This window comes from Mucilaginibacter sp. P1_A3 (assembly GCF_056406855.1).
Genome location: NZ_JBFTZJ010000012.1, coordinates 189,895 through 212,029, shown reverse-complemented (window position 1 = coordinate 212,029; position 22,135 = coordinate 189,895). Strand labels below are relative to the sequence as shown.

The window sequence follows — 22,135 nt, the reverse complement described above, 5'->3', positions numbered from 1 at the left end:
CAGATCCTGATCGTCGATCCCAACAAATACCTTTTATTGTTCGGGAGCCAATGTGAATGATAGTTTATGATTTGTATGGTACCTCGCAGCAGATATGTTTCTGCTGCGGGGCTATACTTTGCGCCCCTAGGTGTCAATAAACATAGTAACCTAAAGGCAGCAAGTATTTCTTAATAAAAAAATCGTAATGAAATTTTATATCAATATTTTGTTAGTGTGTGCGTTTGCTGTGCAAACCCTTGCCTGCAGCAAAAAAACTGCCGGTAATAATGTGATACCCGTAGCTACTACTCATATTTATTATGTGGCAGTTAATGGATCCGAGGCTAACACAGGTACAATTAATTCCCCTTTCCAAACCATCAATACGGCGTTGAGCCATGCCCTGCCCGGTGATACCGTTATGGTTAGGGGTGGTAGCTATTATGAAAAAGTGGTATTTCCCAAGTCGGGAATTATGGATAAGCTGATTACACTAAAAGCATACCCCGGAGAAAAGCCTGTAATAGACGGAAACAAAATAATAGTTTCGGGCTGGATGTCGTTGGTTACACTAAGCAACGTAAGGTTTATATCGTTGGATGGTTTTGATATTTGCAATCTTACAAGTGCAACTTTTAACACCGATCCTGAGGGTATAGCCATCAACGGCGACTCGCACCATATCACTATTAAAAATTGCAATATCTATAACATAAAAAGCAACGCCTCACTGTCCAACTGGCGAAGCGGCCACGCTATACTGGTAATAGGCAACGGAACTACAGCAATTACCAACCTGGTTATTACCGGATGCACCGTTCACGATACCCAAACAGGCACAAGCGAAAATGTAACGCTGGCTGGCAATATAGATGGGTTCGTTTTTAGCCACAATAAAGTATATGATACAGAAAACATAGGGATAATTGTTGCCGGTGGCGATAATCTTAACAAAGGTGGGGCAGTTGCTACCAATTATGCCCGTAACGGGGTAATCAGCGATAACGAGTTTCACGATAATACCATGACCAAAACCCCCGAAATTTGGGGGCCGGACAGATATGGGGCTATCTCTATTTACGTTTGCGGCGGTGCCAACACCATCATCGAAAGAAACAAAGTTTATAACAGCGACCGTGGGATAGGGCTGGTGAGCGAAAGCAATGTGTATGCAACCAAAACCACTATTGTGAGAAACAACTTTGTGTATAACTGCTATCGTACGGGTATATACATGGGCGATTATTTAAACTATACATCAGGCGGAACTAAAAGCTGTTATGTGGTGAATAATACGTTGTATCAGAATGATCGGGTTGTGGGCGCATTTGGGGAGATAGAAGGGGAGATAAGGCTTACCGAGCATTGCGACAGCAACGTGATAAAGAACAACATTGTATATGCCAGGCCGGTTGATGTATTTATTCATAAGTACACCTCAACAGGAAGCAACAATATTATTGATAACAATTTATACTACACCACAGGCACGCCACAGTGGATCTGGAATAGCACCAGCGGCACTCCGTATACCGATTTAAATGCCTGGAAAACGGCCAGCGCAAATGATGCTAATTCATCAAATGGTACCGATCCCCGTTTACTGAATACATCACTTCCTGATCTTCATTTACAATCATCTTCGCCTGCAAAAAATTCCGGACAGATCATTTCTGCGGGTATAAACGGTACAACAGATATTGATGGGAATACACGTATAGTGAACAATAAAATAAGTAAGGGCGCACAGCAGTAAGGCGTATTTAATTAAAAACGAAAGGTTATGAAACTTAATTTGAATGTTTTTTTAATGCTTGGTTTTGTTGCACAGGTATTTGGTTGCAGCAAAAAAAGCGTCAACGAGGTTGTAGCACCTTCTGGTGGGGTTCATATCTACTATGTGTCTGTAAATGGTTTAGAATCTAACAAGGGAACAATTGACGCGCCCTTTCAAACCATTAATACCGCGCTAAGCCGTACGGTGCCCGGCGATACCGTAATGGTAAGGGGCGGCATATACAGTGAAAAAGTGGTATTCCCGAAGTCGGGAGTGATGGATAAGTACATTACATTAAAGGCGTACCATGGCGAGAAACCCATTATTGACGGCAGTGCATTTAACGTTAATGGCCGCGAGGCCCTGGTAACCATTGATAAGGCAAAATTTATAGTAGTGGATGGTTTTGAAATACGCAATCTTAAAACCGCAACCGGCGATCCCAAAGCCATTATGGTTGAGGGCGGCTCTGATTATATTACCATAAAAAATAACACCATATATGGTATTGATTATACCCAGCTTCCGCTTAATGGAGGCGGGAATGCTATTCTGATTATCGGGAATACTACCGATCCGGTAACTAATATTACTGTTACCGGGAATACCATACATGATTGTAAAACCGGCTATGGCGAAAACTTAACCGTTAACGGCTATGTTGATGGGTTTACCATCACCAATAATACCATATACAATGCCCAAAATATTGGTATTGACGCGGCCGGTGGCTATTCGGCTAATGCCGATCCTGCGCTTAATTACGCCCGCAATGGTGTTATCAGCGGTAATACCCTCTATAATATTGAAAGCAAAAGGGGGCCGCTTGGCGGGCATGGCGCTATAGGTATTTATGTAGATGGCGGCAGAAATGTGGTAGTGGAAAAAAACAAAGTATCCGTTACAGACAGGGGGATTGGCGCGGTAAGCGAAACCAATGGATTCCCTACTGATCATGTTACCATAAGGAATAACCTGGTATATAACTGCTGGTGTTCTGGTATCTATATGGGCGGGTATTTAAACTACACAGGTGGCGGAACCAGTAATTCGGCCATTGTAAATAACACCTTGTATAACAACAACCAGGCCCTGGGTGCCTTTGGTGAAATAGAAGGAGAGATCAGTATCAGGGAGGATTGCACCAACAATGTTATAAAAAACAACATTATTTATGGAGGAGCATCAGATATGTTTATTCATAAATACACTGCCAAGGGATCTGGCAACGTAATAGATTACAATCTATACTACACAACGGGCGCAGCACAGTGGACATGGAACGGCAGCTCTTATACCGATTATAATTCATGGAAAACAGCCAGTAGTGCCGATGCCAGTTCAACATCAGGCACAGATCCTTTATTTATAAATACATCCGGCCCCGATCTTCATTTGCAATCATCTTCTGCAGCAAAAAACAGCGGACAGGTAATATCTGATATTGTTAACGGTAATACTGATTTTGATGGTAACGTACGTACTGTAAGTAAGCAAATAAGTAAAGGTGCTTATCAATGATCAATCATTACGCTGTAAATGGAATATGCGCTTCCTGCTTTGGATGGATGTTTTGAAATCCGGTAGTGGCGATGGTAATCCTTTACTTGCTTAATGCTTACGTGTTTTGGACAAAATAGTTAATCCTCATTGTTTTAATCTTGATTACAAAATGGAAAAGATCCCCACAATTAAAGAGATAGCTAAACGCTTAAAAGTAAGCGCTTCAACGGTATCCCGCGCCCTTCATGGTCATCCCAGCATTGGCCTGGTAACTACCATGCGGGTTAATAAGGTAGCAAGCGAACTAAATTATGAGCCAAATCAAACCGCCATATTTTTTAAGCAGCGAAAAACATTTACTATCGGTGTTATTCTTCCCGATTTTTCTGACGCGTTTTTTTCTGCGGCCCTTAGCGGGATAGAAGATTATGCCAGCAAAAAAAATTATAACGTTTTTATAGGGCAGTCATTAGAAAGTCCTGATAAGGAAAAGCGTATCCTGGAAACGATGAAAAATCATCGGTTAGATGGTATTATCATATCCATAAGCAAAAACACCACAGATTTTGAAGTGTTTAACCAATTGAAAAAATATAACATTCCTGTTGTTTTTTTTGATCGTATTCCGGGCATGGAAGATATACATTACTCATCCTGTAATCTCCAATCGGGAATGTTACAGGCCATTGATTGTTTGATAGAAAAGGGGCATAGTCGTATCGGGTTAATTAATGGCCCCTCGCAACTGGGGGCAAGTAAAGAGCGGCTGGATGCCTATAAAAAGGGGCTTAGTGAGCACCAGGTAGATATAAATACCGAACTTGTTGTTTCGTCAGATCTGTCATCGGCTCAAAATCACTATGCCATGCAAAGACTATTATCTTTAAAAGAACGACCAACAGCTATCATTACCTTTAATGATTATGTGGCACGTGATGCAATTGCGGTGGTTAAAAACAATAACCTGGTTGTTAATCGCGACATCAGCTTTATTAGTTTTGCCAATTCACCTATCTGGAGCTTTATGGATAATTCGCCACTTGCATCCATTGAACAGTTTCCCCGGAAACAGGGTGTAAAAGCAGCAGAGATACTTTTTAAACTATTTGAAGATCGCGTTGACGAAAAGCCATTAACTCCCGTTTTTCACCGGGTAGTATTTGATTCCAATATGGTATCTCATGTTAGTTGATATTAAATTAATAATCTAATTCAAATGTTCCGCTATACTTTAAGGTAGTGCTTTTTTGTAAAGCATCGGGTATTTGAATGCTTAACAAACCGTTTTTATATTGCCATTTTAATTTTTGAGTGCTGCCCAGCAGGCTTACTTTTTTCAGCTGTTTAATGTTATTTACAGGGAAACTTACGCTGGCGGGGAGACTAACACCCGCTTTTTCAGATAACCAAAAGGCATACAATGCTTTTTGGTTTTTTGCCTTAGTGAAATAAATATTCCCGGCAGAGTAAGGGGCAACCGGCTCAGTACCATAGATACCTTTGCTGTTAATTTTCATCCAGTCGGCAATATCCTGTAATCTTTGATAGGCCACGGGATTCCAGTCGCCATCGGGCCCAGGGGCGATATTGAGCAGGAGATTACCTCCCCGTGAAACTATTTTTATCAGTGTTTGCACCAGTTGCAGGCTGGGTTTAAATTCATCATTCGGCACATAGCTCCAGTACTTACCAATGGTCATACAGGTTTCCCATGGGTAGGATAGGGGCTTATCCGGTACTTCTTGTTCTGGCGTGGTATAGTTTTCAAATTCGCCGGTAACTGTACGATCTACCATTATGAGGCCGGGTTGATAACTGCGGCTCATTTTTGCTATTTTGGCCATATCAAGATCCTGGTTATAGTGTTGCGGATCATTGCCCTTTTCAGGAGATGGCCTTACCCAGCCGCCGTCGAGCCATAAAATATCTACCTTGCCATAACCGGTCATCAATTCTTCAATTTGATTATAGGTAAAATCTTTAAATTTTTGCCAGCGTTCGGGGTAGCGGGCCGGGTCATAATTAACATTGTGATCTTTGGGGGGATAGTAAGACCACCAATAGTTTTGATTGTGCCAGTCTGGTTTGGAGAAATAAGCCCCGATCATAAAATTGTCTTTACGAAAAGCGTTAAATATTTCTTTGGTGACATTACTTCGTGGATTTTTTGAGAAAGGCGTTTTAGGATCTGTAATCTTATAATCCGTTTGCTTGGTATCAAACATGCTAAAGCCATCATGGTGTTTGGTGGTAAATACCACGTAATTCATGCCCGCGGCTTTGGCTGCCCTGGCCCATTTTTCGGGGTTAAAGTTAACTGGGTTAAAGGTAGTTTGTAAGTTTTCGTAGGCTTTTTTATAGGTGAAATAATCATCACCATACGGGCCGGTGCGGGTAACCCAATCATCGGGGCAAATAGTCCAGCTTTCTGCAACTCCCCATTGGCTGTAGGTACCCCAGTGCATAAACAAACCAAACTTTTGGTCCTGCCATTGAACAAGTTTTTGCCGAACCAGGGAATCTTTTGGTACCTGGTATGTGGTAGACATTTCATGTTCGTTTTGCGCGAACGCTACGCGGCTACAGAACAGGAAGCAAAGGCCAAATATGATTTTTTGAATCATGATGATATACTTATTGGAATTTATTGTTGTAATGGCTGGTGGTTAATTTATTTCAATATCAACTCAATTACCGGGATCTCGGTATCAGGTTTAGCTTCAGGAAGATTTAATACAAGGTCGTTTCCCGAGTCTTTTGATTTACTATCCGGTTGTATTTCTGATGCATCGTGCAAAAACTGAATGTATTTTACCTTATCCTTATAACCGGGTAAGGTGATTGTTTTGTCCGGATAATCTAACAAATGAACATACAGTCGTTTGGTATTTGCATTATAGGTAAGCATGGTATGATCCGGGGCTTTAAATGTTTCCGGGGCTTCGGTACATCCATAAACCGACCGGCTGTTGTATTTCATCCAGGCTGCTATGCCGTCTAATCTTTCGTTGGCTCGTTTATCAAATAAACCGCGGGCCGTGGGGCCAACATTCAACAATAAGTTACCGCGTTTACTTACAGCCTCTATAAGCATAGTAATTAACTGTTTGGTGCTTTTCCAACTGTTTTCGTCGCGAAAATATCCCCAGGAGCCAGAAAATGTTTGGCAGGTTTCCCAATAGTTTTTGTAATCGTTTTTCTTGGTCCATTCTGTTAAGTTTACCTGTTCGGGTGTCAGGTAATCCCATCCGTCCTGGTATTCGTTTATATCAAGGCGATTATCAATTATAATATTGGGCTGTAGCTTTCTTACCTCTTTAACTAATTCAACAGATCCCCAGTCTTTGCTGCCTTTGCCATGTTTTCCATTGTCCGGGTACGAAAAATCGAGCCACAGCATGTCAATTTTGCCGTAATTGCTAAGCAGTTCTTTAATCTGGTTGTGCATGTAGGTTCGGTACCGTGCCATATCACGGCCCTTATTTAACTTGTCGTAATCCTCGTCCTTTTCGCTTGCTGGTTGTAGCGGGTGTAAAACATCAACCGTAAAATCCGGATGATGCCAATCCAGTAACGAATAATAGAAACCAATTTTTATGCCTTCGGCCCTAAAGGCGTCTACAAATTCTCTTACAAGGTCTCTTTTAGCAGCGGTATTTGTGGCCTTATAGTCGGTATATTTTGAATCAAATAGGCAAAACCCTTCATGGTGTTTGGTAGTAAGCACTGCATATTTCATTCCGGCTGCTTTAGCTTTCTTTGCCCATTCTTTTGGGTTAAATAAATCGGGGTTAAACTCATCAAAGTATGGCTGGTATTGTTCGTTGGTCATTCGTTCCCATCTTTTTACCCATTCATGCCTTGCCGCCTGCGAATAAAGCCCCCAGTGGATAAACATACCAAAGCGGTCGTTGGTCCACCAGGCCATGCGTTTCGTTTTTTGTTCAGGTGTTTCTGCGCCTATTTTTTTTTGAGCGTATAAAGAAGAAAATGCCAGGAAAATTAATAAAGTACTTAAAACTGCTTTTTTGATTTGACGCATAGCGAACCGTTAGTTTGAATTTAATAGGGGTTTAAAAAGGATAAGGATACTTTACATCGATAAAATTTCGGCAACAACTTCCTGTAAAGGCCTTTGTGGTTTTTCGGGATTTAGCTTTTGGTTTTGCTCCACCCAGTTCCGCTCCCAGGCAAAGTAATCGGGTTCGCGCGGGTTTTTGCCCTGCAGGTTGCCGCGCAGGTAATCAAAATAAATTTCCCAGCGGGGTAGGTAATAACTATCCATCAAGCCGGCCCATTCTTTATAGGCATACTCATGCAGGTTATCTTCCGTACGTACGTTTTCTCCCCAATAGGTAATCTGCATTAAAAGGTTTTTTAAATTATTTGCCTTTTCTTCTGCGGTATTTCCGTTGTCTATGGATTGTTTAATATAAGTATTGAGCCTGAAGTAATGATCGGTGTTCAAAAGATCATCTGTTAACTTTATCATGTTCAAAAACTTTCCACTTGCCTTGTTGAAAGCCTGCAGATCCTTATTGTTGTTTGCCGTTACCAGTTCATTAAAAACAATGGTTCCTTTATTGGCTAGCACCTGCCTAACCATGTTGATGAGGTCTATTTTATAAGTAGCCGAATTAATGAGCGCGGGGGAGGCTTTAGCAAATTCTTTTACAGCATTTTCAAACTTTACAGTATCATAATTACGGGTAAGCGTGCCCCAGCTTGATGTTGATTTAATTTTAAGCGCCGGCCTTGCACAAAAGATAGATTCGCCTGCTCCTTCCTGGTAGCCGGGGAGGCTTTGATAAATTGTTTGTAAAAAGCCCTGCCAGCCATTACTGGTATGCACGTTACTTTTACCATAACGATATTGGGCATATTTATCGATCCAATCCCGGGTATCTACGTGGTCTTTACGCCAACCCAACTCAAGCATCAGATCATAATCCGGGGGATTGTTGTTAATACCTTCGGGCATGATGCCTACGCCTTTAAGATAATTGCTGTAAGTACTTTTCCGGGCCCTGTCTATTTCATCGGCAAAGCGTTGTAATTTTCCATAAACACCAGGGCGTTCGCCAAAATTGTTAACGCTGCACCATATAAAGGGGGTGTTATCATAGGCTTTACGTTTTTCCCAGTTGTTTGTAAATTCACCAAAAAGCTCCTGTACCAATATTTTTGATTTATCAAGACCATCAAGCATGCCCTGTTTTGGATTGTCCTGCCAGCCCTGCAATACCCATGTAGAGCCCGGATAGTAATTTTGCATTGATGCCTGTATGGCAGTTCCCGCTTTTTTCAAATCAACACCATCAGTTTTACCTCCCTCATGAAATGGGTCGCCTGCAAAAAAGTGAATGTTTTTACCATATAATGCTTGCATTTCACGGTAATAGATGCCCGCTATCCGGCTAAATTCAGGATCAGTAGGGTCAAGTATATCGGGCCTTTTAAAAGCCCCCCAGGTACCCTGGTCAATGATATGCGCTTTGCTCTTATTTTTTAACGAACTTGGAACCATCCCATAAAAACCCTGCAATACAGGTTCTATGCCCAGATCCTTCATTCGTTTTATCATTTTTTGTTGAATCAGTTTCCGGTTGTCAATCTGGCTTTGAGGCATTGCGCCTCCCCAGCCTTCAATATTACCCATAAGCCACCACGCGGTATAAGCCGGGCCTACTATAAAATTGTTAATTTCATTTTCGGTGTATCCTATCTTCCTCAGGGTGTTTTGCCACACTGCTTCCATACCTTCAACGGTAAGCATGGTGTTAACCCCGTTCAGGGCCATCCAGTCCAGTTCGCGTTCCCAGTCTGGCCAGCTATAAAAACTCATCGTATAATTATAAGTACAGTAATTTAATGCATAACGATACTTAGCCTCTGCCTGCACCGTTGCCTTTTTGCTAACAACCGGGATTGGGAATACCGGCGACAAGTTATCGCCCATGTGCGACATGGAACGATGGCAATAATATTTTAAATACCAGTTTACTCCAACGGCGGCTGCGTTAGCTCCGGAGGCACTGATAACCAGTTTGTTTTTTATGGTTTGCAGTTCAACTGTTTCGGGGCTGTTGCTTTTTAAAGATTTGAAAATAACATGATCGCTTAACCAGGGAGCGCGCCTTTTAACCAACGCTTTTACAGGATCAAACTGTTGGGCAAAAAGCTGTAACGGTAGTAATAAAATAAGCAGGTAAGTTAGTTTTCGCATAAAAAATGTATCGGTTTTTTCTGTTAATATTTCCGAAACTAACTAAAAATTAATGGAAATATAATGTGCCTGCCCATGCCCTGGCAGCATAAAACTTACGCAAACGTTTGATATATCCTACGCAACCGGTTGCGTAATTTTCCACTATTTTTTTCGATTATTATTTTGCTACCATTGTAATTCACAAGGGGGATATTTCATAAATATGGCTCCTATTGCAATGCTTTCGTCTTGAAAAAATGAAGAAAATTATAATCACCCTTATTGTTTGTATAGCGGTAAATACGTTTTCGTTTGCGCAAACAATTTCCCCTGCCGATTCATTAATGGGGGCTACCATATTAAGTAAGCGCCCTGATTCAGCAATGCAAAAATGGCGCGAAAATCGTTTCGGTCAGTTTATTCATTGGGGATTGTATGCTGTTACCGGCGGCCAATGGAAAGGTAAAGATTATCCTACTTCCGCCGAATGGTTAAAAGTGGATGCCGGCATTTCATCTGCCGAGTATGCAGAAATTATTCACCAGTTTAATCCTCAAAAATATAACCCAACAGAATGGGCGCATATGGCTAAAAGCATGGGGGTAAAGTATGTTATCATTACTACCAAGCACCACGAAGGATTTTGCTTGTGGCCCAGTAATTTTACAAATTTTTCTATCGCATCAACGCCTTATAAAAAAGATCTGTTGATGCCTTTTGTAAAGGCCTACCAAAAGGAGGGTATCGATGTTTATTTTTATTATTCTATTCTTGACTGGCACCATCCCGATTATCGTTCGGTTATACAATCTGAAGACGACCAAAAAGCTTTTGAACGATATTTTGCATTCGTTAAAAATCAGCTCAAAGAGTTGATAAGCACTTACCCCGATATTAAAGGTTTTTGGTTTGACGGGCAGTGGGAAGCATCCTACAAAAAAAACTATAAAATGGGTTATGAGCTGGAGCAATATTGCAGGGCATTAAAACCGGGTATCATCCTTAATAATCGCATTCGTACAGACGCGCAGGGGCATGTAGACCATGATTATAAGGGTCGGCATTTTGGTGATTTTGACGGCAGTTTTGAGCGCCGTTTACCATCCAACGTAAAAAAGCTGGATTTTGATTGGGAGGCTTGCATGACCGTTCCCGAAAATCAATGGGGGTACCATAAAATATGGGAAGGCCACACCAAAACTCCATATGAAATACAGGAGATGCTTGCAACCTGTACCTCTATGGGCGGCAATTTCGTGCTCAATTTTGGCCCCCAGCCCGATGGTACCATACGTACCTATGAGCAAAATCTGGCCAAAGAGGTTGGCACATGGATGCAAGCTAACGGAAAGGCAATATATGGATGTGATAATGCGGGCCTCGAAAAACAGGATTGGGGCTATTTTACTCAAAAGCCTGGCGATGACAAGTTTTATATGATCGTTTTCAATATACCAACCTCCAAAGCTTTAAAGTTAAAACTTCCAGAAAAAACCACAATTGCAGATAACTCTCTTTTAACCGATAATCATCAGAAATTCCCTATCGAGAAAACGTATGGGAACGAATATTACCTGCATTTAGGGAATGCAAAGTTTACCCAGCCATTTGTGATAACGTTGCAGTTAAAAAAGGATTAACCGGTTTTTGATAATTATTTAGTAACACAGCTCAAAATTAATTTTAATGAAAAAAAGTATTATTAAACTGCTTCTTTTAATATGCGTGCTAAGTTCCAATCCTGCTTTTAGTCAGCAGGAAATAAACGAACCATTTAAAATAGGCACAGAATCATTTATTTTAAACGGGAAACCCTATGTTATTCGTTGCGGGGAAATGCACTTTGCCCGCATACCCAAAGCGTATTGGAGGCACCGGTTAAAAATGGCGAAAGTAGTTGGTTTAAATACAGTTTGCGCTTACCTGTTTTGGAATTTTCATGAAATAACCCCTGGTAAATTTACGTGGGAAGGGCAGGCCGATGCAGCTGAGTTTTGTAAAATAGCGCAGGAAGAAGGCTTATATGTATTGTTGCGACCAGGCCCATATTCATGTGCTGAATGGGAATTTGGTGGTTTGCCCTGGTGGTTGTTAAAAAAGAAAGACATTCAACTACGTACTCAGGACCCTTATTATATGGAACGTTGCCGGCAGTATTTAAAAGAGGTTGGTCGTGTTTTAAGCCCTTTGCAAATAACTAATGGCGGGCCCATATTAATGGTGCAGGTTGAAAATGAATATGGTAGCTACGGTGCAGATAAAGCATATGTTTTAAAAATACGGGATTGTTTAAAAGAAGCAGGCTTTACCGTTCCCCTGTTTACCTGCGATGGCACCGTTCAGCTAAAGAATGATGTACAGAAGTCTATTTTTGCGGTAGTGAACTTTGGCAACAATCCCGAAGCTGGTTTTAAAGCCCTGCGCGAAGTTCAGGCCACGGGGCCACTAATGTGTGGTGAATATTATCCGGGCTGGTTTGATAGTTGGGGCGGGCCGCATCATACCGGCTCAAATGATCATCTTATAAAAGAACTTGGCTGGATGCTTGATCATAAAGCTTCTTTTAGCATATACATGATACATGGCGGCACATCGTTCGGCTTATGGGCAGGGGCCAATTGCCAGCCATACGCCCCCGAAACATCAAGTTATGATTATGATGCTCCTATCAGCGAAAATGGTTCTGAAACGGCCAAGTATGATGAGTTGCGCAATACGCTTAAAAAATATCTTCAACCAGGCGAAGTATTAACAGATGTACCTGCCGATATACCTGTACAAAAAATAGCTCCTTTTAACCTTACTATGGTAGCCCCGATAATGGAGCAATTGAAAAAGCCTGTGCTAAGTGATACCACGCTGTATATGGAAGACCTGAACCAGGGCTATGGAATGATGGTTTATGAAACAACCTTGCCGGCTGGTACAAAAAGCAAGCTGGATTTTACCGAAGTACATGATTACGCGGAAGTGTTTATCGATAATAAACTCATCGGTGTATTAAACAGGATGAAGAATGATCATATTATTGAAATTCCTGCATTACCTAAGGGCGCCAGGCTTCGGGTTTTTGTTGAAGCCATGGGGCGGGTTAACTATGGCTATTACCTGCACGATCGCAAAGGTTTACAGGGCGAAGTTTATAGTATAGCGGGAGCGCAAAAGGTTATGTTAAAGGGTTGGAAACATTATTCAATTCCATTGGGTGAAGGCAATCCGGCGTTTAAATACAAGGCTATTGGCGCAGTACCCAAACTGAACGAGCCAGCCTTTTATAAAGGATATTTTAATGTAAAAAGCAACAGTGATTTTTATCTGGATATGCGCTGGTTTAAAAAAGGAGTGGCCTGGATAAATGGACATTGCCTTGGCCGTTACTGGAACATTGGGCCAACCCAAACCATGTATGTACCAGGAGTCTGGCTAAATAAAGGGAAGAATGAAGTAGTTATATTGGATATGCACCGCCCGTTCGCCACCCGCCTGCAAGGCCTGGATAAACCTATTCTTGATAGCCTTACAGCAATAGAGGCTATCAGCAGCAACCATCGCAAAGCCGGGCAAAAATTTGGCAATAATTTGAATAGCTTGTTATATAGCGGGATAATGGAAAACACCGCTAAATGGCAAACGTTTACATTCCCTTTAAAAAGCGGACGATACCTTGCCCTTGAAGCAATGAATAACTTTATGGGCGATCAATTTACTGCATTAGCCGAGCTTGAATTGCTTGATGAGAATGGAAAACAAATACCTCGGAGTTTATGGAAAGTGGTGTATGCTGATAGCGAAGAATTGAAAGGGGAGGATGGTAAATCAGAAAACGTGTTCGATTTGCAGTATACCAGTATCTGGCATAGCCAATGGAAAGATAACGCTACTAAACATCCTCACCAAATAGTTATTGACCTGGGAAGTAAAACAACCATAAGCGGTATTAAAATGTTGCCACGCCAGGATATGGAAACCGGAAGAATTAAAGATTTTAAAGTTTATTTGGCTAATGAGCTTTTTAGTGGTTTGTAATTTTGCTTTAAGTTGTTAAAGACTGTCCTGTTGCCTCAGGGTCCTCATTTAAAAGGGATTCTGAGGCCGCTTGCTAAGTATATACCAGGCATATTTGACCTGGATGGTCCCAGGGTTCTTCTTTGGAGAGACCCTCAATGCTATTAAGTTAATGAGTTTCTTCCCCAGCGGGGGAATAGCTTTGTAGCAAAAAAGCAAAAATGAAGCTCCGCGCCAGAGGTACGGAACCTTAGGTAGCGTACCTCTGGCACGCAAAAGACAATTTATTTATATTTTTCTACAAAGCTTTTGCTTCTCTGGAGCACCTCATCACTCTCCTAACTTAATAGCATTGAAGACACCCTGAGGGGACGAATATTTTCTTAGGACTTGCCTTTATATCAAAAAAGGTAAATAATATTCTTATTTATTAAAAAATAATATTTGATGATTGCCTATGTTTGGTTAACTAATTACCAATAAATATGAGCACATCAATTAATTGTACATTGGCATAAAGCGGTCAGTTAAATGTTTTGCTGGTTTAATCAGTTTTAAATGAATATATGTTAGATAGACATTCATTTTTAATAGATATTCGTTTTAAAATTTTGGTTGGGTTTATTCAAAGCCCTCCCCTCTGATTGAGGTTGTTTTTAAATTATAGATGCCATAAAGGCATTACAAGTATAACCAGTAAACACATTGATAAATTTATGAGGATCCTGCTTTCAATCCTATGCTTTTTCTCTGTATGCAAAATTGCTACAGCACAGGTTACCGTGATAAACCTTCTGACAGAAAATTTAAAAGAACCAACCAATATTGATAGTCCCAGCCCTCGTTTTAGCTGGCAATTATCTGAAAAGAGTGGCAAGCCTGTACTTCAGCAGGCTTATGAAATTGAGGTAGATTCAACGGATGTTACGGACGCTAAAGTTTTGCGTATGTGGACAAGTGGCAAGGTGCTGTCTGCACAATCCTTATATGTGCCTTACAAGGGTGGCTTGTTGAAATCAGCACGAAAATATTTCTGGAAGGTTAGGGTATGGGATAGTTATGGCAAAACTTCAGCGTGGAGCCAGCTATCCTTTTGGAAAATGACCCTTTTATCGCCGGCAGACTGGCAGGCAAAATGGATCGGCACCAGCGAAAGGGACGTGTTTAATGGTCCGGCGCCTTTACTCAGAACAAATTTTTCATTGGATAAGAGCGTGCTTTCCGCTACAGCCTATATCACATCACGCGGATTTTATGAAGCAAAAATAAATGGGCATAAAGTAGGCAACGCTTTTCTTACGCCGGGCTGGACAAGCTACAACAAAAGATTACAGTACCAGGCTTTTGATGTTACAGACCTTTTAAAGGGTGGGGAAAATACAATAGGCGTTACATTAGGAAGTGGCTGGTACAGAAGTCCTCTGGGGCCATATAATCCAAGGCCGGAGTTTTACGGTAAAGATTTGGCGCTTTTGCGGCAAATAAAGATAACTTATAGTGATGGTTCTGAAAAGCTCATTGTTTCTGATGAGAATTGGAAGTCGTCATCAGGAGCGCTGAGATTTGCTGAGATCTATGATGGCTGTATCGTTGATACAAGGCGGGAGCAACAAGGCTGGTTAACAAGCAGTTTTAATGATGCAGGCTGGCAGCCGGTAAAAGTGCTGTCGTTGCCTAAAAATAATCTTGTAGCAACTTATAATGAGCCGGTAACTAAACATGAAACTTTTAAACCCGTTAAAATTTTAGTAACCCCCAAAGGAGAAAAAATAATCGACTTTGGGCAAAACCTGGTAGGCTGGGTAAGCGTATCAGCAAAGGGGAAGGCAGGGGATTCCATTAAAATATCACATGCCGAAGTACTGGATAAAGCCGGTAATTTTTACACCGAAAATTTGCGGTCGGCAAAGGCACAGAATATTTATATATTAAAAGATACTGCCAAACATGTTTTTGAGCCCCAGTTTACCTGGCAGGGTTTCAGATATATTAAAGTAGAAGGTGTTAAGGGCGAGCTAAATCCGGCTGATTTTACTGCTGTAACTATATATTCAAATATGAGGGGCACGGGCAGTTTTTCCTGCTCAAACCCATTGCTTAACCAATTGCAACATAACATACAATGGGGACAGAAAGGAAATTTCCTGGATGTGCCTACAGATTGCCCGCAGCGCGACGAGCGGCTGGGCTGGACCGGTGATGCGCAGGTATTCTCGCACACCGCCGCATTTAATATGGATGTTCATAACTTCTTCAGTAAATGGCTTAAAGATGTAGCTGCTGATCAGTATGCCAGCGGGAGTATTCCTTATATAATCCCTGATGTTTTTACCAATGGCAATAACGAAGTTGGGGGAAGCTCTGGCTGGGGAGATGTATCTACTATTGTACCATGGAACATGTATCTTGCTTATGGTGATAGTCAAATTTTAGAAAATCAGTTTGCAAGCATGAAGGCATGGGTGGGGTTTATACAAAAACAAACCACGAACAACCTATGGGTATCGGGCAATCATTTTGGTGACTGGTTGTTTTATAGCGTAAACGACGACAGGGACGGAGCTTCGGCCATCACCAATAAATATCTCATAGCTCAATGTTTCTATGCGCATTCAACTCAAATTTTGATTAACTGTGCCAAAATTCTCAACAAAAAAGCGGATGAGCAATATTACACTCAATTATTGCAAAAGATCAAGAGCGCTTTTATAAAGGAATATGTAACGCCAAACGGATTAATATCATCTGATACGCAAACGGCCTACGTGTTGGCGCTGGAGTTTGATATGCTGCCCGTAAACTTAAGGCAACAGGCTGCCGAACGGCTGGTTAAAAATATAAAGCAATACAATTATCACCTCACAACAGGCTTTTTGGGTACCCCATACCTTTGTGATGCCTTGAGTAGATTTGGCCATACTGATGTGGCTTATAAGCTGTTATTGCAGGATACCTATCCATCATGGCTATACCCTATAAAGGCAGGTGCTACAACCATTTGGGAAAGATGGGATGGCATTAAAACTGATGGCAGTTTTGAAGAATCATCCATGAACTCTTACAACCACTATGCCTATGGCGCCATTGGCGATTGGATGTATCAAAATATAGCGGGTATCCAGGCTGCCGAAGCGGGGTATAAAAAAATAACTATTAAGCCAACTATAGGAGGAGGGCTACAATGGGCCGAAGGCAGCTACGATTGCAGTTATGGCACTATCCACAGTAAGTGGACGATAGACGGTGACAAACTGGATATGGTAGTTACAATCCCTCAAAATACAACAGCAGATGTGTTTGTGCCAGATGCTCATGGTAAAACTTATAAAAAGTTTTCGGTTAAAGGCGGCAACTACCATTTTCAAAGGTAAATACCTGCGGCAGAAGCATTAATTATTCCTTTCACAATAAAATACGATAGCACAGCATAGCCGGTTTTGGTTATGCCTGTGCTGTAAGTGAAAAGCAAGATGATGCGATTACAAAATGCTCATCTACGCTACCTTAAATCTTTACCGTTATTAAAAGTAGATTTTCCGATTCTCATTCAGTTTTGTACGCAGAACTGAATGGGATATAATGTCTTATAAAATATAAGATTGCTCCTGCATCACTGTAATTAATCGATAAATACAGTGATTTTAATATTATTATATCTGAAAATAATAAAAATACTACAAATCGTATCAACTTTTCGTCAAAACATATCAACTTAACATAAGCATAAGCATTATATTGGTTTTTAATCTACTTTTATTTCACAATTATAATAATGCAAATCATCTGTTATTCAGGGTGATTTGTTTGATAACCAAAGTATAACCACACCTATGAAAATTAAAAAGCCTAAAGCTATGGCCTATGCTGCTATGCGCCATTATTATTTGCCCGGAGAACGGCAATCCCCCAAAAACAGTTTCACTGATTTAGTTTGTTTATGACAAACCCTTAAAAATGAATTCCTGCTTGTTTATTAATTAAATTAAAACCTATGATCACAAACTTTACTCAACATCACCCTTTTTGGAAAATGCTTCACATGCTTAATAAATAGCATGCTGTCTTCGTGAAAGTATAATTCTTTCCAACTCAATTTTTATTTCATTAATCAAATTATCCATTAATTATGCGATACTTATGGCTGTGCTTTGTGGTTTTTACCGCAATTACTACAAATGCACTTACTTGTTTAGCTAAAGGTAATAGGGGAGAGAGGGGCAAAATCAACTATGTTGTTTTTAATAAAGATACTACTGTTCGTCGTGATACAACAGTAAAAGATTCTTTATTAAGGGATAGTGCCAATTTTATAAAAAAGCACACTATCTACAATTCTTTAGCTGATAGCGTTACTAAAAAACCTTTCGAACTATCCTTATTCCCTGCAGCTTCATTACAACAACTTTTAAAAGGGCAATTTGCCGGTTTATATGTACAGGAGCCATCTGGCGAGCCTGGTACCGTGCAAAATATGTTTATCAGGGGCGCGCCTATGCCTTTGCTATCTGCCAGGGATGTTTACCAATCGCAGCCTCTTGTGGTATTGGATGGTATTCCGTTAGTAACAGAACATCCTTTTGCATTTGATATACAGCAATATGATTTTAACAGGATAGGACCTGCTACCAACATATTTGCGGGTATTGATATGAACAATATTGCTTCGGTAGAAGTATTGAAGGATTTGGCTGCAAGCGCAGTTTATGGTCCGCGGGCTGTAAATGGCGTTATTGTTTTAACCTCAAAAACGCCGGGTGCATCAAGGAGTATAACCTTTGATTCCTATATTGGATTAGCGCAGCGCCCGCATGTAACTACTATAAACGGTAAGTACGAAAATGCTTTCAGGCAACGGTTTTATGATCTGTATACTACCAATGGCCGGTATTCTGATGATGAAAATTACCCTATCTACTTAAGTGATTCATTAAACAATGTTTACAGCGGAAAAGCTGACTGGAGCGACCTCTATTACCGTAATGCTTTAGTTTACGGCATTAACTTCGGTATCTCCGGCGGAACAGACAGGGCAAATTTTCGCTTTTCTTTGGGCAATATCAAGAATGATGGCGTTGCTGATGGCGTAGGACTAAATCGTTACAGCGCCATGTTTAACATCAATATGAAGCCAGTAAAATGGCTCATGTTTTCAACAATGGTAAATGCTAACCGGTTAGACAGAACCCGGAATAAAAACTTGCGGGACAGGTTTGCGCAGATCAATTACTTTCCTGATCTGAGTGCTCCTTTACCGCCCAATAAAGATTATTATGCCAATTATCTAACCCAATACAATAAAGGGTTTGATAATAACAAAACCAACATCATTGATGGTTATGCCAGGGTTGGTATCCAGTTTGGCAAATTCAATTTCAGCACCACATTTGGTGTTGATTATAATGAAGGGTATCGTGATGTTTTTTACGCACGTACGCTTTTACAGGGCAATAGTTATGCATCAAACTACTTTGGCTTCAGTCAAAGGTTAATGTTGGATAATAAAGCAACGTATGCTTTCAAATTAAACGAAGTAAATGATTTTCATTTTGAAGTTGGGCAATCAACCCAATGGAATACCTATAAATATAGTAACGCGTATGCTTATAAAGGCGTAAATGATTTCATTAAAATAAACCTGTTAAATTCAGATCCTAAAGATCCTAATTATTTAACTCCGGTTGCTTTTCCGCGCGAGTTAACCTATCGCTTTCTTGATAAAACCCGGGATAACTTGGTATCGTTTTATGCAAAGGCCGATTATACATTCAAAGAGAAATATCTGATATCAGCCACATTACGCGCCGATGGTTCTTCAAACGCTCAGCCAACCAGCAGATGGTTTTATTCGCCGGTAATTTCTGCCGCATGGAATGTTAAAAAAGAGATACTGAAAGATAATACAACTATTAATGATCTGTTGTTGCGTTCAAGCGTTGGGCGGTTGGGGCGTTTAAATGCGTATGATAATTATGCACAAGGGCCACAATATACCGCATCGGTAGGGTATACTGGTAATTTAACAGTACCCGGTTATAATGCATTTGGTGTATTAACAAGGCCTTATTTAACCGGATGGGTAGGCTACGGTATTCCATGGTCATACTCAGATCAGCTTAACCTGGGTTTAGATGCCGGTTTACTCAAAAATCGTTTACACCTTTCAATTGATTGGTATAAAAAAGAAGAAAAGAACCAGCTTATTGGCATCCCAGCCTATGCCGAATATGGTTATACCCAATCTATTGAAAGTGGTATGGCTGTAAATAACAGTGGTATTGATGTTTCCATAACGGCTAATGTGATCAATCATAAAAACTTTGGGTGGACGTCATCTTTAAACTTAAACCACAACACTAATAAATTAAAAGCCTTGCCAAGAGGGCTAAATGAAATTATAGTTGGCGACAAACTTTTAAAAGTAGGCCATCCTGTTGATCAATATTGGCTTTTAGTAAATGATGGCATTTATACATCAAACAGCCAGATACCTGTTGTAAACGGGCAGCCGCTTAAATATAACGGGATTCCTTTACAGGCCGGCGACCCCAAATGGCGGGATTTGAATGGCGATAATGTTATTGATAATAACGATAAGGTATTAACAGGGCATTCATTGCCCAAAATGTCGGGTGGTTTTGATAATAATTTCAGATACGGCAACTGGAACTTAAACCTGAATCTATACTTCAATCTTGGCCGCGACCTGATTAACCAGGAAATGGCTAACAGATTTGATTTTATTAACAGGGAAGGGAACAGTGATGTTAACTCTGTTAAAGAGATCACTTATTGGGAAAAGCGGGGAGATTATAGTAAATATCCATTGTATAACCCATGGAGTACAGTAATTCCATACCGTGTTGATCAGAATCTGTTTCTTGAAAATGCCTCTTTCCTGAAATTAAGAACGGTTTCAATAGGATACGATCTTACCAAAGCGCTACATAAAAGAAATATTAGTATAACCCGGTTTTATGTGTATGCATCAGTAAATAATGTATTTACCATAACTCCTTATACAGGTCAGGATCCTGAACTGGTAAACTATAATGGTTATGACACTGGCTACGGGCTGCCGATACCCAGAACCTACACATTAGGGGTTAAAATGGAATTATAGTATGGAAAAACGTATCACAAAAACCTTATTACAAAAATGAAAAAGACATTATATATCACACTGCTGTTTTTTGCTGCCCTAACAGGTTGCAACAAAACATTGGATATAGATTCTGTTAGAGTGGTTGGTGAAAAAAACATGTGGAATAAGCTGGAAGATACACGCGCCGGCCTATTGGGTGTTTACGCACTTACACGTGCCGCTTTGTCTGATAATGATGGACACTGGCTATATGGCGATGTGCGCACCGGTGAATTTATCAGCCCAAACAGGCCCGATCTTAAAGCTATTGCCGGCAACAAATTAAACGCATCGTATCCAACAATAGAAGCCCTGTCTGACTGGACCCGCTTTTATGCCATAGTTAATGCTGCAAATATTTTCCTGGAACGTGTTGGCGATGTAAAAGCTGCCGACAAACGTTACACAGAAAACAACATGATAGTTGATGTTGCACAGGCTCGTTTTTTAAGAGCTTTTGCATACTTCTACATGGTTAGGATCTGGGGTGATGTGCCGTTTATTGTAACCTCGCATGATGGCCAGTTTGAAAACAAACCCCGCGAGAGCCAGGCTAAAGTATTAGTTTGGGCACAGCAGGAAATGCTTAAAGCTGCTGCAGACCTACCATTTATTTATAGCGGTGGAGATATCCAGCAACCTGGAAATTATTACAACGAAGACATTACCAGGTGGGGAGGAGCATTAGTGACAAAAAATTCGGCTTATGCTGTCCTTGCTCACTTAGCGGCCTGGCAGGGTAATTACACAGATGTTGCTACCTATACCAAGTTTGTTGAGGATAACTATGGTAAAAGCAATATTGGGTACCAAAGCACCGAAGACCTTACCAAATCAAACGGATTCTTTTTTAATAAAAATACAAGCCAGATGTTTGGCTTTAACTCTGATTGGGGGCATATTGATGGCTCCGGAACTGGTCATATAGAAGAGTTAACCTTAGCTGAGCCTGTTTTAAACAAAAAGGTTCCGGATATCTACATGCCAAAGGACTCGATCATAAAGATATTTAATCAACCCAATGATGAACGCTTTAGTATGGATACGCTCGGGCGGCCCCGGTCCGAAAGATATTTTACCAATATTAATGGTAAGTACCCCATATTCAGTAAGATAAAAGTTATAATGGGTGGCACTACCGACCCTACCTTCAGATATTTTACCAGCGCGCTGATTTTTACGCGGCTTGAAGATGTTGTTTTATTACGTGCCGAAGCATTAGCTGTTTTGGGTGATCAAAACGGCGCTTTAAATGAAGTAATTAATGTAATGGTGCGCAGAGGGATAACCAGTTTTAGTATCAATAGCAATGAATTGATTGATCTGATATTTGAAGAGCGGCACCGCGAATTGTTGGGCGAAGGCCAACGGTGGTATGACCTGGTAAGATATAATAAGATCAAACAAAACAATCCTGCTTTTTTAGCCCTCATCAACTCCCAGGGTATTTACTGGCCGGTATCCCGCAAGCTTATTTCACAAAACAACTTATTAACTCAAAATCCATTTTGGAAGTAAC

The 22,135-nt window shown here is 40.7% G+C and carries 11 protein-coding genes; 8 read left to right on the top strand and 3 right to left on the bottom strand.

The annotated features are described in order from the left end of the window. Positions 1-187 precede the first annotated feature (187 nt). The 3 genes from AC1D0K_RS24840 (at position 188) to AC1D0K_RS24830 (ending at position 4,454) form a co-directional block, all read left to right on the top strand. Complete coding sequence (locus AC1D0K_RS24840) at positions 188-1,738, top strand: DUF1565 domain-containing protein (RefSeq protein WP_477391398.1); 1,551 nt, start codon at positions 188-190, stop codon at positions 1,736-1,738. A 27-nt stretch (positions 1,739-1,765) separates the two neighbouring features. Continuing rightward, positions 1,766-3,280 (top strand): right-handed parallel beta-helix repeat-containing protein, encoded by a 1,515-nt coding sequence (locus AC1D0K_RS24835; RefSeq protein ID WP_477391399.1) that lies wholly within the window; start codon positions 1,766-1,768, stop codon positions 3,278-3,280. Positions 3,281-3,431: 151 nt separating this feature from the next. Then, entirely contained in the window at positions 3,432-4,454 is a 1,023-nt protein-coding gene (locus tag AC1D0K_RS24830; protein WP_477391400.1) for a LacI family DNA-binding transcriptional regulator, read from the top strand. 7 nt (positions 4,455-4,461) lie between these two features. On the opposite strand, the gene AC1D0K_RS24825 is transcribed toward AC1D0K_RS24830, so the two are convergent. The 3 genes from AC1D0K_RS24825 to AC1D0K_RS24815 are packed head-to-tail and all read right to left on the bottom strand — an operon-like array spanning position 4,462 to position 9,488. Beyond that, positions 4,462-5,886, bottom strand: coding sequence for an alpha-L-fucosidase (locus tag AC1D0K_RS24825; protein ID WP_477391401.1), 1,425 nt, complete (start codon positions 5,884-5,886; stop codon positions 4,462-4,464). Positions 5,887-5,933: 47 nt separating this feature from the next. After that, positions 5,934-7,304 carry an alpha-L-fucosidase gene (locus AC1D0K_RS24820; RefSeq protein WP_477463115.1) on the bottom strand — a complete coding sequence of 457 codons (1,371 nt, stop codon included), beginning with the start codon at positions 7,302-7,304 and terminating at the stop codon, positions 5,934-5,936. Positions 7,305-7,355: 51 nt separating this feature from the next. Next, on the bottom strand, positions 7,356-9,488 hold the full coding sequence (locus tag AC1D0K_RS24815; protein ID WP_477391403.1) for an alpha-N-acetylglucosaminidase: 2,133 nt from the start codon (positions 9,486-9,488) through the stop codon (positions 7,356-7,358). Between the two features lie 239 nt (positions 9,489-9,727). Between AC1D0K_RS24815 and AC1D0K_RS24810 the strand changes: the two genes are divergently transcribed. The 5 genes from AC1D0K_RS24810 (at position 9,728) to AC1D0K_RS24790 (ending at position 22,134) form a co-directional block, all read left to right on the top strand. Next, the gene (locus AC1D0K_RS24810; protein WP_477391404.1) at positions 9,728-11,110 is read left to right on the top strand and encodes an alpha-L-fucosidase; all 1,383 of its coding nucleotides are present in this window, start codon (positions 9,728-9,730) and stop codon (positions 11,108-11,110) included. 46 nt (positions 11,111-11,156) lie between these two features. Continuing rightward, complete coding sequence (locus AC1D0K_RS24805) at positions 11,157-13,496, top strand: beta-galactosidase (RefSeq protein ID WP_477391405.1); 2,340 nt, start codon at positions 11,157-11,159, stop codon at positions 13,494-13,496. A gap of 695 nt (positions 13,497-14,191) precedes the next feature. Next, positions 14,192-16,846: a family 78 glycoside hydrolase catalytic domain gene (locus tag AC1D0K_RS24800; RefSeq protein WP_477391406.1), complete on the top strand. Its 2,655-nt coding sequence runs from the start codon at positions 14,192-14,194 to the stop codon at positions 16,844-16,846. A 755-nt stretch (positions 16,847-17,601) separates the two neighbouring features. Beyond that, complete coding sequence (locus tag AC1D0K_RS24795; protein WP_477391407.1) at positions 17,602-20,595, top strand: SusC/RagA family TonB-linked outer membrane protein; 2,994 nt, start codon at positions 17,602-17,604, stop codon at positions 20,593-20,595. Between the two features lie 36 nt (positions 20,596-20,631). Further along, complete coding sequence (locus AC1D0K_RS24790) at positions 20,632-22,134, top strand: RagB/SusD family nutrient uptake outer membrane protein (protein ID WP_477442590.1); 1,503 nt, start codon at positions 20,632-20,634, stop codon at positions 22,132-22,134. Position 22,135: the final 1 nt, after the last annotated feature.

What these genes read in the sequence shown, in the direction of transcription:
- AC1D0K_RS24840 (WP_477391398.1), top strand. Translation starts at nt 188, where the DNA reads ATGAAATTTTATATCAATATTTTGTTAGTGTGTGCGTTTGCTGTGCAA.
- AC1D0K_RS24835 (WP_477391399.1), top strand. Translation starts at nt 1,766, where the DNA reads ATGAAACTTAATTTGAATGTTTTTTTAATGCTTGGTTTTGTTGCACAG.
- AC1D0K_RS24830 (WP_477391400.1), top strand. Translation starts at nt 3,432, where the DNA reads ATGGAAAAGATCCCCACAATTAAAGAGATAGCTAAACGCTTAAAAGTA.
- AC1D0K_RS24825 (WP_477391401.1), bottom strand. Translation starts at nt 5,886, where the DNA reads ATGATTCAAAAAATCATATTTGGCCTTTGCTTCCTGTTCTGTAGCCGC.
- AC1D0K_RS24820 (WP_477463115.1), bottom strand. Translation starts at nt 7,304, where the DNA reads ATGCGTCAAATCAAAAAAGCAGTTTTAAGTACTTTATTAATTTTCCTG.
- AC1D0K_RS24815 (WP_477391403.1), bottom strand. Translation starts at nt 9,488, where the DNA reads ATGCGAAAACTAACTTACCTGCTTATTTTATTACTACCGTTACAGCTT.
- AC1D0K_RS24810 (WP_477391404.1), top strand. Translation starts at nt 9,728, where the DNA reads ATGAAGAAAATTATAATCACCCTTATTGTTTGTATAGCGGTAAATACG.
- AC1D0K_RS24805 (WP_477391405.1), top strand. Translation starts at nt 11,157, where the DNA reads ATGAAAAAAAGTATTATTAAACTGCTTCTTTTAATATGCGTGCTAAGT.
- AC1D0K_RS24800 (WP_477391406.1), top strand. Translation starts at nt 14,192, where the DNA reads ATGAGGATCCTGCTTTCAATCCTATGCTTTTTCTCTGTATGCAAAATT.
- AC1D0K_RS24795 (WP_477391407.1), top strand. Translation starts at nt 17,602, where the DNA reads ATGCGATACTTATGGCTGTGCTTTGTGGTTTTTACCGCAATTACTACA.
- AC1D0K_RS24790 (WP_477442590.1), top strand. Translation starts at nt 20,632, where the DNA reads ATGAAAAAGACATTATATATCACACTGCTGTTTTTTGCTGCCCTAACA.